This window comes from Pedobacter sp. AC379 (assembly GCF_979258145.1).
The window spans coordinates 2,611,316-2,624,242 of sequence record NZ_OZ409839.1 but is presented as its reverse complement, the minus strand read 5'-3'; the positions used below and the strand labels follow the sequence as shown (position 1 = coordinate 2,624,242).

Annotated in this window: 7 protein-coding genes; 3 read left to right on the top strand and 4 right to left on the bottom strand. The window is 37.9% G+C overall.

The features are described 5' to 3' along the window. Positions 1–62: 62 nt before the first annotated feature. From ACZZZW_RS11780 to ACZZZW_RS11770, 3 genes are all read right to left on the bottom strand, one after another. On the bottom strand, positions 63–2,432 hold the full coding sequence (locus ACZZZW_RS11780; protein ID WP_463493620.1) for an ABC transporter permease: 2,370 nt from the start codon (positions 2,430–2,432) through the stop codon (positions 63–65). A 170-nt stretch (positions 2,433–2,602) separates the two neighbouring features. Then, the gene (locus ACZZZW_RS11775) at positions 2,603–3,301 is read right to left on the bottom strand and encodes an ABC transporter ATP-binding protein (protein WP_055903687.1); all 699 of its coding nucleotides are present in this window, start codon (positions 3,299–3,301) and stop codon (positions 2,603–2,605) included. Positions 3,302–3,545: 244 nt separating this feature from the next. Further along, on the bottom strand, positions 3,546–4,790 hold the full coding sequence (locus ACZZZW_RS11770) for an efflux RND transporter periplasmic adaptor subunit (RefSeq protein WP_463493617.1): 1,245 nt from the start codon (positions 4,788–4,790) through the stop codon (positions 3,546–3,548). A gap of 270 nt (positions 4,791–5,060) precedes the next feature. Between ACZZZW_RS11770 and ACZZZW_RS11765 the strand changes: the two genes are divergently transcribed. The 3 genes from ACZZZW_RS11765 to ACZZZW_RS11755 all read left to right on the top strand — a co-directional run bounded on the left by ACZZZW_RS11765 (position 5,061) and on the right by ACZZZW_RS11755 (position 10,130). Further along, positions 5,061–6,431: a sigma-54-dependent transcriptional regulator gene (locus ACZZZW_RS11765; RefSeq protein ID WP_463493616.1), complete on the top strand. Its 1,371-nt coding sequence runs from the start codon at positions 5,061–5,063 to the stop codon at positions 6,429–6,431. Between the two features lie 69 nt (positions 6,432–6,500). Beyond that, entirely contained in the window at positions 6,501–7,856 is a 1,356-nt protein-coding gene (locus ACZZZW_RS11760) for a sensor histidine kinase (protein ID WP_463493614.1), read from the top strand. Positions 7,857–7,940: 84 nt separating this feature from the next. Then, complete coding sequence (locus ACZZZW_RS11755; protein WP_463493612.1) at positions 7,941–10,130, top strand: bifunctional alpha,alpha-trehalose-phosphate synthase (UDP-forming)/trehalose-phosphatase; 2,190 nt, start codon at positions 7,941–7,943, stop codon at positions 10,128–10,130. A 589-nt stretch (positions 10,131–10,719) separates the two neighbouring features. Here ACZZZW_RS11755 and ACZZZW_RS11750 read toward each other — a convergent pair. Further along, the gene (locus ACZZZW_RS11750; RefSeq protein WP_463493609.1) at positions 10,720–12,504 is read right to left on the bottom strand and encodes a glycoside hydrolase family 15 protein; all 1,785 of its coding nucleotides are present in this window, start codon (positions 12,502–12,504) and stop codon (positions 10,720–10,722) included. Positions 12,505–12,927: the final 423 nt, after the last annotated feature.

The window sequence follows — 12,927 nt, the reverse complement described above, 5'->3', positions numbered from 1 at the left end:
GGGTATAAGGTTTAAGGTTTGGGCGTTTTAACCTTACGCCCTAAGCCTTTCAACCTTACACCTTATTCGTATTTTAAAGCATCTACAGGGTTTGCTTTTGCTACCTTAACCGATTGAATACTTACGGTAAGTACAGCGATTATCACTGATAAACTAATGGCTGCAATAAACGGTAATGCGGAGATAGATACGCGATATTCGTAGCTTGAGAGCCATTTATTAATGATAATATAAGCCAACGGAAAAGCAATTACGTTTGCTATAGCTACCAGTTTGATAAAATCTTTATTTAACAATGTAAGGATATTGGCTGTTGTGGCACCCAAAACTTTCCGGATACTGATTTCTTTTTTACGCTGCTCGGCCATGAAAAGTGCTAATCCCAATAAGCCTAAACAAGAAATGAAGATGGCAAAACCACCGAACCAGTTTGAGAGCGTACCTAAAAGTTTTTCATTTTTGAATTTCAATTCAAATGATTCATCAACAAATTTTCTGGTAACAGGATAATTTGGTTCCATTTGTTTAACCAATTGATCTATTTTTTCGAGCGATGAGCTAATATTCTGCTCCGGACTTAGACGGGCAATAATTACCTCGGCACCATCTCTATAACTTGGATAAAATATCATTGGTGCAACTTTTTGATAAGCACTTTCCACAACGAAATCTTTAATAATGCCAACATTTTTTAATTTAGTGTCTCCCCAAGTAATGATGGCACCAACAGGATTTTTTAGCCTCATCATTTTTACAGCAGCCTCATTTAGCATTACACTACCGCTATCATTTTTAGTTGTCGATAAAAATTCTCGCCCCGCAACTAACTTGGTTCCAATAGTTTTAATAAAATCTGGACCTATGCCTCTGTTATTGAATAAAATAGATTCATTAGGATTTTTTCCCTCCCATGAAATGGCTGTAGTATTGTTGCCATTTTCAGTAATATCTCTACTGAAAAAAGTAACTTGAGATGCCGCCCCAGATTTTAAAAGTTGAGTTTTTAATAATTCAAGTTTACTATTTTTGGCAATTTTACCCTGTATCGCAATTTGGACCAGGTTAAACTTATCGTAACCAATTGGTTTATTTTTTACATAATTAAGCTGTTGATAAATAACCGATGTGCAAACAATTAAACAAGCAGCAAAAACAAATTGAACAACTACAAGAACTTTACGGATAGAAACGGATGAATCTGATTTTATTTTTAGCCCTTTTAACACTTTAATTGGTTCAAAAGAAGATAAGTATAGTGCAGGATAACTTCCCGCAATAAATCCTGTAAAAGTCATTAAAGCAAAGAAAGTAATCCAGAAAGTGGCATTTCGATAATCAAGCTTTAACTGAATATTTAATAAATTATTGAAGTAGGGCAAACTAACTTCAACCAAAATGAAAGCTAAAACACCTGCCATACAGGTTATAAATACGGACTCAATCAAGAATTGTCCAATTAACGATTTACGGGTTGAGCCAATTGCCTTACGGATTCCTACTTCCTTTGCTCTACGCTCAGAACGGGCAGTAGATAAATTCATAAAATTTACACAGGCAATTAATAAAATACAAAAAGCAAGCATTAAGAATGTTCTGAGTTGTTCTATTTTACCTCCTACAGATTTTCCATTTTCAAAATTATCATATAAATGCCACTTGGTTAATGGGTGCAATAAAGCCTCTGCATTATTCTCTTTTTGATTACGCTTATAGATACCTTTCATTGAGGCATTCGATTCAGTAAAAAAATTATTATCCTTTAATTGAACCAGTGTTAAACACATGTTATTTCCCCAATTAATATCTCGTGACCACGATTCTCTTTTTTCAAATAACGCCCAAGGCATTAAGCATTCAAAAGCTATGCTGCTATTTGCTGGAATATCTTCAATTACAGCTTCAACTTTTAATACATCCTGGTTTTCAAGCTTTACAATTTTATTTATTGGATCCGCATTGCCAAATATTTTTTTGGAGAGAGATTTTGTTAAAATAATTGTATTAACACCTTTTAAAACCTCATTGGGATTCCCTTTAATAAATTTATAATCTAATATTTTCAAAAATGATGGATCTGCGAAAACAGCTCTACTATTTATCTTACTTTCACCACTGCTAAGTAACTTATTGTTTGGGTAAGTAGAATGAGATGCAAATTTAACCCCTTGTATTTTTGTTTCAACCTCTCTAGCCATAGCGTTAGGTGTCCATGCCCAGCTAAAAATTTTACCATTTGCAGGTGCGTTTTGATAAACTACATACGTTTTATCGTGATTGGAGAATTCCTTGTCATAACTCCACTCATAAGCAACATACAACAACAAAATCATGCAACTCGCCAAACCAATGGCCAAGCCACCCAAATTAATCAAGGTAAAACCTTTGTTTCTCCAAAGGTTGCGCAAAGCTATTTTAAAATTTAATTTAAACATATTTTTTCTTGTTGGGCAATAGGTGTTCAGCATGTGGTATTTAAAACTGACCGCTGATGGTTTTTAACATTGCGCCTATCCCAAATCTCCCCATCCGGGAAGATTGTGGGCGGCTATCATTAACTAAACTAAAATCTTTTTTGGGGTTGAAAACTGCAGGTTTTAAGCCTTTATATCAGTTCTTCATTTCTACTCTTATTTATCTTTTCAGATATTACATGTCCATCTTTCAGGTTGATAATCCGGTTTGAAAAACTTGCATCATGACTGGAGTGTGTAACCATTACAATGGTGGTTCCGGTTTCATTCAGTTCGCAAAGCAATTCCATTACTTCATTACCATGAGAGCTGTCCAAATTTCCGGTAGGCTCATCAGCTAAAACCAATTTAGGTTTGGTAACCAAAGCCCTGGCAACGGCCACACGTTGTTGCTGACCGCCCGATAACTGCTGCGGAAAATGGCCGCTACGGTTTACAATGTTCATCCGCTCGATAATTTCGTTTACCAGTTTTTTACGTTCTCCTGCTGGAATTTTATTATAAATTAACGGCAGTTCGATGTTTTCGAAAACTGTCAATTCATCAATTAGGTTGAAATTCTGGAAAACAAAACCCATGTTCCGCTTACGGAAATTAGAACGTTCCCGATCGTTAAGCGTTAAAAGTTCTGTATCGATAAATTTATAACTTCCGCTTTCAGGTTTATCCAATAAACCCATTACATTTAATAAAGTAGATTTTCCACAGCCTGAAGGACCCATAATGGAAACAAATTCGCCAGCTGCTACATGGAGGTTGATCCCATTAAGTGCGGTTGTTTCTACCTCTTCAGTTTTGTAAACTTTTTCCAGATTTTCTATTTTAATCATCTTATTAAGTATTATTCAAGTATCATTTATTTAGTATCAAGTATCAATACGTGATTATATTAATTCTTAACTTTATATTCTATTTTTTCCAAAGACCAAAGACCAAAGACCAAAGACCAAAGACCAAAGACCAAAGACCAAAGAGCAAAGTCCAAAGTCCAAAGACCAAAGTCCAAACTCCAAACTCCAAACTCCAAACTCCAAACCCCAAACTCCAAACCCCAAACCCCAAACGCCAACCACTCTACTTATTAATCTCCACCTGATCGTATTGATTAAACTGATCATATGAAGAAGTAATTACCTCGTCGCCTTTCTGCAAACCATCCAATATTTCGTAATAGAGGTAGTTTTTTCTTCCAATTTTTACATTTTTCTTGCTCGCTTTGCCATTGTTTACCACAAATACCCACGAGCCACCAGTACTTTGAAAAAATTGACCCTGTGCTAAAAGCAGCGATTTACTATTGTCAGACAAGGTTAACTTTGTTTGTAGTGATAAACCACGACGTAAACCTTCCGGGGTTGCTCCTTTAAAAACCATTTCTACCTGAAACTGACCCGCAGTAACCTCCGGAATAACCTTACTCACTATTAAATTATAGGTTTTTCCGTTAAATTCACAATTGGCAGTTTGCCCTTCTTTTACCCTGTTGATATAATATTCATCCACACCTGCCTGAAGTTTGTATCCTTGCAACACATCAATTTTTCCTATCATTTCATTAGAATTATAAGATTTTCCAATTACCGGATCATAGGATGATAGTTTGCCCGAAACAGGGGCTTTGATGGTCATGTTTTCGATGTTTTTACGGATCATTTCTAAACTTTCGTTCATTTGTCCCATCGATTGATCAATTTGAGCCAATTGCATTTTTCTGCTTTGATTTTCCTGTTTAATGGCCTGACGAACAATTTTTAATTTTCCCTGGTAATACTCGTAATCCTGACTTGATTTATTAAACTCTTGCAGCGAAATTACTTTTTTAGAAAATAATGAACTGTCTAACCTATATTGTCTACTTGCCGTTCTTAAGCTATTTTCTACATCCAGAACGTCTTGATTTAAAACCCGTTGATTTTGCTCTAAATCTAACCTCGACTTGCGTAACTGGTTAATCTGCTCCGTTGCCGCGGTTTGGCTGGAAGTATAACTCAACATGGCATTGGAATTTGAAATCCGTAACAACGGTGTACCTTTTACTACAGAAGCACCGTTTTCGGTAAAAATTTCGGCAACCGTACCGCCTTCTGATGAACTTACAATTACAGAAGTTAATGGAACAACACTGGCATTCAATAACACTACATCTTCAAAATCGCCATACGCTACTTTACTGATTGTTAATTTGTCGGCGTCGGCACTGTATACTTTTTTTAGTGATAAAGTATAGCCATAAATCACAACCACTACAAAAGCAATTGCGCCACCTATTATCAATAAGGTTTTTCTGCTAAATCTTTTCTTCTCTATTTTCTTATCCATGTGTTCGGTTGTACTGTTCGGTTTCTCTAATAACCAAGCTTGTGCCAAAAGCAAAATCATTAGATAAAACCTTAAATTACAATTAATTAAGTATTAATATCAATTCCACATGTTCATTATCGAACAGTTTATGTGCGGGAACGGACAGTTTTATTAAATTTGCTTCACCGAGAATAAAAGCAAGGTTCAGGCTTAAGCTTAGCTTTCTTTTTTGGATGCAAAAGATTGACAGAAAAAGAATAAATACATACTAAATAATAGGGAGAGGTTATGCTTGATGCCACAGTTTTAATTATCGATGATGACGACGACATTCTGCTTAGTGCCCGTTTGTTTTTAAAGCAACAGGTTAAGCAGGTAATTACCTGTAAATCGCCAAAAGAGATTAACGTTTTGTTGAGCAAAAATGAAATAGACATCATTTTGCTTGATATGAACTATCAAAAAGGAGCAAGTGATGGTAGGGAGGGCTTATATTGGCTCGAACATATTTTATCTATTGATAAAGATTATGTGGTTATTTTAATGACGGCTTTCGGCAATGTAGAACTGGCTGTTAAGGCAATTAAAAAAGGAGCTACTGATTTTATTCTCAAACCATGGGAAAATGAAAAGCTTTTCGCCACCATTTCTGCAGCATCAAAACTCCGCGAATCGACCAGAAAAGTAAAGAAACTCGAAAAAATACATTCCTCGCTACAAAAAGACCTGACACGTGGTTTCGAAAACATAGTGGGCCAGGCCGAAGGCATAAAACAGCTCCAATCTACCCTGATAAAAGTTGCACCTACTGATGCCAATGTGCTTATTTTGGGTGAAAATGGTACTGGAAAACAAGTTTTTGCATACGAAATCCACGGAAACTCGCAACGCAAAAACCAGGTATTTATGCATGTAGATTTAGGCTCGCTGAACGAAAATCTTTTCGAAAGTGAACTATTCGGCTATGCCAAAGGTGCTTTTACCGATGCTAAAGAAGATAAACCAGGTCGTTTTGAACTGGCCGATGGGGGCACAATCTTTTTGGATGAGATTGGAAATTTAACCTTACCCCTGCAAGCCAAACTACTGAGTGTTTTGCAAAACCGTACCGTAATACGCCTGGGCGAAAGTAAAGAACGGAAGGTAAATGTGCGCTTAATAACGGCTACAAACATGCCTTTAAATGAAATGGTAACGAAAAATACCTTCAGGCAGGATTTGCTTTTCCGCATTAATACAGTAGAACTTTTATTACCACCCTTACGTAAACGTGGAACTGATATTTTGCTGCTGGCCAATCATTTTATGCAGGTTTTTAGCTCAAAATACCACAAAGAGATTAGAAATTTAAGCAATAAGGCCCAGGATGTACTCTTAAATTACAAATGGCCGGGTAATGTAAGGGAGTTGCAGCACGTTTTGGAACGGGCCGTAATTATGAGCGACGGAAATGACATATCGGAAGAAGATTTACAGTTAAGTCCGCAGCGTTTTGCACAAAACAATTCCATACCGGATGAAATGGCATTGGAAGATATGGAAAAAATGATGGTGCAAAAAGCAATCGACAAACACAAAGGCAATATATCCAAAGCCGCAGCAGAACTAGGCTTAACAAGGGCTGCACTTTACAGAAGAATCGAAAAATTTGGAATCTAAGCTGAAAGCTAAAAGACCAGCACTTAAAACTTTAGTCTTTCACCTTTTAAGCTTTCAGCTTTAAAAATAATGTTTTACCAACGCTTTACCTTCCGTTTAATATCCCGCCTGCTCGTAATCAACCTGCTTGGCTATCTGTTATTTTACCTGATTAAAAATACACAGCTTTGGTTTACCATTATTGGCGTTGCCTTAATTTTACTCTGTACCATCATTTCGCTTTGGTTTTACATTAACGAAATCCGCTCAGACATTAACCGCTTTATACTTGCAGTAAAAACCCGCGATCATACCTTAAATTTTAAGAACAAAGTAACCAAAGGAAGTTTTCCTGAACTCTATGAATCATTTGGTGACATTTTACAGGTGCACAAACAGATCAGACTGGAACAGGAAGCCATGTTTCAACTCATTAAAACCATTTTAGAGCAGGTTCCTGTTGGCGTAATTGTAGTAAACAATACCAATGAAGAAGAAAATGAAGAGGTTGCATTTTTTAATCAGGCCGCATCCAACCTTTTAGCCGTACCCGCGTACAAATACTGGCACAGGTTAAAACAACACCTGCCTGGCTTTGCAACAGAGGTAGAACAGATTCTAACAGGGGGCAAACGGTTTCTCGAATTGAAAATCCAGGATAAAATGATTCAACTGTCAACAGAAGTTATTCCACTTAACCTTTATGGTAAAAATTATACCATTATCAGTTTTCAAAATATAAAAGATGAAATTGAGCAAAAAGAAACAGAGGCATGGAATAGGCTAATCGGAGTAATTTCGCATGAGATTTTAAATTCCATTACCCCCATCAGTTCATTATCCGATACCATAAACAAGATGGTTACTGATAAGAAAAACCTTACGGAGGATGAAATGGACGACCTTAAAACTGCATTGCAAACGATACAACGCAGATCATCAGGCTTACTGGATTTTGTTAAAGATTATAGGTTGATTGCAGAATTACCTACGCCAAACCTCGAATCGCATACCATTGGCGAAATACTGAAACACATCAAGGTATTGATGCAGCCCTTTGCAAAAGTTAAAAATGTGGTATTGGATGTAGAATTAACCTCTTCTAAAATTACCATTCAGCTCGATTTAAAGTTGATTGAGCAAGTGCTGATCAACCTTATTACCAACAGCATTTACGCTGTAGAAAATAGCAATCAACCCTACATCAACGTAAATTACCGGTTAGAAAACACCAAAGTTTATATAGATGTTACCGATAACGGGAAAGGTATAGATGCCGACGATTTAGAGAAAATTTTTGTCCCTTTTTACACCACACGGAAAAACGGATCAGGGATAGGGCTAACCATCAGTCGCAACATTATGAAAATGCACAGGGGGAGTATAGAGGTAATTTCTACTCCTGGTGAGGGTACCACTTTTTCATTGGTGTTCAATTATGTTTGATCATATTAGTGTTGTTTTGACCTAAAAATCCAAACAAAACCAGTTTGATATGCTTTTATTAATGTGGATACATTAAATACAAGCATGAAGACAGTTATAATATCGAACAGACTACCCGTTAAAATCATCGAAGAAAACAACGAGTATACATTTATTCCGAGCGAAGGAGGCCTCGCTACCGGACTGGGAGACGTATACAAATCCGGCAATTCCATCTGGATCGGCTGGCCCGGAATAGATGTGCCGGAAGAACGCCAGGAAGAAGTTACACAAAAACTGGCTCAATTAAACCTCTACCCTGTTTTTCTTACTCAGAACGAAATCAATTTATATTATGAGGGCTTTTCAAACGAGGTATTATGGCCCGTTTTCCATTACCTGGTAACCTATGCCAATTACGAACAAAGTTATTGGGACTGCTACAAATCTGTTAACGAAAAATTTGCCAAAAGTGCCATGCAGGTACTCAACAGGAGAGATAAAATCTGGATTCAGGATTATCAGTTACTTCTTTTACCTGGTATTTTAAGAGACAAACTGCCAAGTGCAACCATAGGTTTCTTTCAGCATATTCCTTTTCCTTCTTACGAAATATTCAGGCTGATTCCATGGCGCGAAGAATTGTTAAATGGTTTAATCGGTGCCGATTTAGTCGGTTTCCATACTTATGATGATGTTCGGCATTTTATCAGTACCGCAACACGCCTGCTCCCCGTACATTCATCATCAAATGTGCTCAACAGCAACGAAAGGCAAATCGTGATAGAAGCTTTTCCGATGGGGATTGATTACGATAAGTTTTCGGGCTTAACCCAAACTTATGAGGTAAAAAAGGAAATCGATTACTTCCGGTCAGGTAAAGAGGATATGAAAATAATTCTTTCCATCGATCGCCTCGATTATAGTAAAGGTATTTTAGAAAGGTTAAAAGCGTTAGAATTATTGCTTCAACACCACCCAGAATATATTGGAAAGATAGAACTTTTTATGATAGTTGTTCCCTCGCGTGATACAGTACCCCAATATAGCGAGCTTAGAGACCAGATTGATCAGTTTGTAGGCAATTTAAATGCACGTTACCGCTCCATCAACTGGATTCCGGTAAATTACTTTTACCGTTCCTTCCCAATTGAAGTATTATCAGCCCTATACAGCAGTGCAGATATTTGCCTGGTAACGCCAATGCGCGATGGCATGAACCTGGTGAGCAAAGAATATATTGCCAGCAGAAATAACAATGATGGCGTACTTATTTTAAGTGAAATGGCCGGAGCTTCCAAAGAGTTAACCGATGCTGTTATTGTTAACCCGAACAACATGGGCGACATTATGGAAGCCATTGTTACCGCCCTCAAAATGCCTTTAGAAGAACAACAGCAACGTATGAAAGCCATGCGCGCCGTTGTAGAAAAATTCAATGTAAAACATTGGGTAAATAATTTTATTTTAAGATTAAGCGAAGTGAAAGATTCTCAAAAATCATTATTAACAAAACATGCAGTAAATGCAATTAATGAAGTAATTGCTGCCAAATACGCACAAACAGCCGATAGGGTATTATTTTTAGATTACGATGGCACACTGGTTGATTTTACCGGAAATATAGATGATGCATCACCAGATGCTGAACTTTACGACCTCATCGAAAACCTGACCATTGATAATGCCAACAAAGTGGTAATCATCAGCGGAAGGCGAAATGAAACTTTGGAAAGCTGGTTCGGACATTTAAAAGTAGATCTGATTGCAGAACATGGAGCATGGCAAAAATCGTATGGCGACAAATGGAACAGCCTGCCGCTTTTAACCGACCAATGGAAACAAGAAATAAGAACTTTATTAGAAACCTATACAGACCGCACACCGGGCTCATTTATTGAAGAAAAAAGCTACTCACTGGTTTGGCACTATAGAAAAGCAGAAGAAGGGCTCGGCGAATTAAGGGCCAACGAGATTATTAGCCACATGAAAATACTTGCTGCTGATAAGGGCCTGCAACTGATGCCGGGAAATAAGGTAATTGAGTTTAAAAATATGGAAGTTAATAAAGGCAAGGCCGCGTTAAACTGGTTATATGGAAAACAACCTGATTTTATTTTAGCACTTGGCGATGACCATACGGATGAAGATATTTTTAGGGCCTTATCGGATGATGCCATTACGATTAAGGTGGGCAACAACATTTCGGAAGCAAAATATTACCTAAACGATTTTAAAGAGGTAAGGAAATTACTTTGGAGTTTAGTTAAGGAAGAATTTGTTGAACGGGGATAATCATGGGTAATTGTTGCGAGAAGGCTTTTCAAGAACGATCGTTTCATAGGAAACTAACTATAACCAAAGTCTGTGTCCTCACAGGACGTTTCAGATAAGCCGTATTGAATCGTCATTGTGAGAAGGCTTTTTCAGCCGACGAAGCAATCTTTTCTGTAAAGATTACTAACATGAAAGATTGCTTTGTCGTTCCTCCTCGCAATGACGATAGTTTCATAGGAAACTGACTATAACCGAGGTCTGTGTCCTTACAGACCTATCAGATAAACCCTAATAAATCGTCATTGCGAGAAGGCATTTTCAGCCGACGAAGCAATCTTTCCTGTAAAGATTAATAAGATGAAAGAATGCTTCGTCGTTCCTCCTTGCAATGACGATCGTTTTATAGGAAACTTCTATAACCAAGGTCTGTGTCTTCACAGACCTTTCAGATAAGGACTAACAAATCGTCATTGCGAGAAGGCTTTTTCAGCCGACGAAGCAATCTTTCCTGTAAAGATCACTAATATGAAAGATTGCTTCGTCGTTCCTCCTCGCAAAGACGATAGTTTCATAGGAAACTAACTATAACCAAGGTTTGTATCCCTACCTACAAAAATATTGGTCTATCCAATTTAATTGCAATTCGGTATGCTGCATTCATCAAGCCTACATGACTATACGCCTGCGGGAAATTACCCCATTGACTACCGGTTTTCGCATCCACATCTTCACTGAATAAAAGCAGGTGGTTACAATACTTAATAATGTTTTCGAATTCCTTAATGGCTTCTTCGGTACGACCTACGCAGGCCAATGCTTCTACATACCAAAAGGCACAGATTAAAAATGTAGTTTTCGGTTTTCCAAAATCATCGGCATGCAGGTAACGGTAAAACAAACCATCTTCGGTTTTCAGTTCCTTTTCCAATGCGATTAAATGATCCTTTGCCCGATCTGAAGCAGGATCAAGGTAATTCATCATAATTAATTGCAGCGTACTGGCATCCAAATGCGGACTGCCCACAGCATTGGTATACACTTTTCTTTCAGGATCGTAACAGGCTTCGATATGGGCCGCAGCTTTATCAATTAAAACCTGTGCTCTTTTTTCGAAATCCTGATTACCAATGGTTTTGGCCATTTTTAAAGCCGCCTGTGCCCCTGCCCACTGAAACAGATTGCTGTAGCAATGCACGTTGGCTATATTTCTGAATTCCCAAATTCCGGCATCCTTTTCATCTATTGTTCTTTCAATTTTAGAAAGCACACTTTCGATCCATTTTATAGAATCGCTACGTTCAGAAAATACAAATCGATGATCGGTATATAGGGGTAACATTGAAATTAACACCTGGCCGTAAATATCATTCTGAATATGCTCATAAGCCTGGTTTCCTATCCTGATGGGCTGTTCGCCCTTGTATCCTTCCAAATGATCGAGGGTACGTTCGGTAATTTCCCTTTCGCCGGCTATGCCATAAAGGGGTTGGTAGCGGGTATCCTCGGCATGCGAAATATCTGATAAATAATTAAAGTATTTCTCCATTTCTTCGAAATGACCGATGTGGTTTAGCGAAGTAAGCACATAATGCGAATCGCGTAGCCAGCAATACCGGTAATCCCAGTTTCGGGTACTGCCAGGCGATTCGGGCAAACTGGTGGTACTTGCAGCGATAATTGCACCGGTATCTTCATACTGATGAATTTTTAAAACCAGGGCCGATCGGATTACGAATGGCTGATAAAAGCCTGCAATTGAAGAATGCTTAATCCACAAACGCCAATATGCAACGGTTTCACGTAGAAAATTTTCTGCGGTACTTACCACTGGGGCTTCCAGGTTTTGCCCATATGTCATGATCAGGTATTTCACATCATTGAGCACAAAAGCTTTCTCATCCAATATATAGGTAACTGAAACATTGGTACTTAAGCGGATATTTTCATCACAGCCTAAATAATCAATATGATTGCTGCCGCGGCTCGATCTCATTTTACTTTTACCGTAATCGCAAACCGGTTCGCATTTTATGGTGATGCGTGGGTTTCCTTCCAAAGGTTCGATCTTTCTGATGAACATTAGCGGTTTAAAATAGCGCTCATAAAGATGAAAACGCGGTGCAAAATCGGTAATGCGGTATTTGCCGTCATCAGCCGTAATTTCGGTTCTTAAAACGTTGGTATTTTCGATGTAATATTGATCAGATGTGTATTCACCTTGTGGCAATATTGAAAATTCGCCACCCTTTTTTTTATCCAATAAACTGCCAAATACAAAAGGACTGTCGAAACGGGGCCAGCAAAGCCAAGATATGTCGGTATTTTTATTTACGTGTGCAATGAAAGCGCAATTTCCTATAATTCCTGTTTGATAAAGGTGTTGTTCGGCCATAAACTATTTTTTGTTTATTTTACTAACAAGAAGATTGGAAAAATGTTGGGTAGAATTGTTAAAAAAGACCTTTTATACTTAAACTGCCCGAGTAGCAACGAAAACCTTTATACTTATTTTTAAAACGGTGGGTTTTGCGTTAGGGATTGTAAGGGTTCAGTATCGGTTATTCACCGGTACCGGAGCGCAGCGCAGCCTGAAAAGCCCGACCCTTTACCGATTTTTCATCGGTATGGGTAACGCCCAAATCATTTTGCAATTGCAGGTTGCAGCTTTCTGTTAAAAAAGACCTTTTATACTTAAACTGACCGAGTAGCAACGAAAACCTTTATACTTATTTTTAAAACGGTGGGTTTTGCGTTAGGGATTGTAAGGGTTCAGTACTGGTTTTTCACCGGTACCGGAGCGCAGCGCAGCCCTGAA

Coding starts and splice junctions, on each gene's coding strand:
- ACZZZW_RS11750 (WP_463493609.1), bottom strand. CDS start 12,504: ATGGCCGAACAACACCTTTATCAAACAGGAATTATAGGAAATTGCGCT.
- ACZZZW_RS11770 (WP_463493617.1), bottom strand. CDS start 4,790: ATGGATAAGAAAATAGAGAAGAAAAGATTTAGCAGAAAAACCTTATTG.
- ACZZZW_RS11780 (WP_463493620.1), bottom strand. CDS start 2,432: ATGTTTAAATTAAATTTTAAAATAGCTTTGCGCAACCTTTGGAGAAAC.
- ACZZZW_RS11775 (WP_055903687.1), bottom strand. CDS start 3,301: ATGATTAAAATAGAAAATCTGGAAAAAGTTTACAAAACTGAAGAGGTA.
- ACZZZW_RS11765 (WP_463493616.1), top strand. CDS start 5,061: ATGCTTGATGCCACAGTTTTAATTATCGATGATGACGACGACATTCTG.
- ACZZZW_RS11755 (WP_463493612.1), top strand. CDS start 7,941: ATGAAGACAGTTATAATATCGAACAGACTACCCGTTAAAATCATCGAA.
- ACZZZW_RS11760 (WP_463493614.1), top strand. CDS start 6,501: ATGTTTTACCAACGCTTTACCTTCCGTTTAATATCCCGCCTGCTCGTA.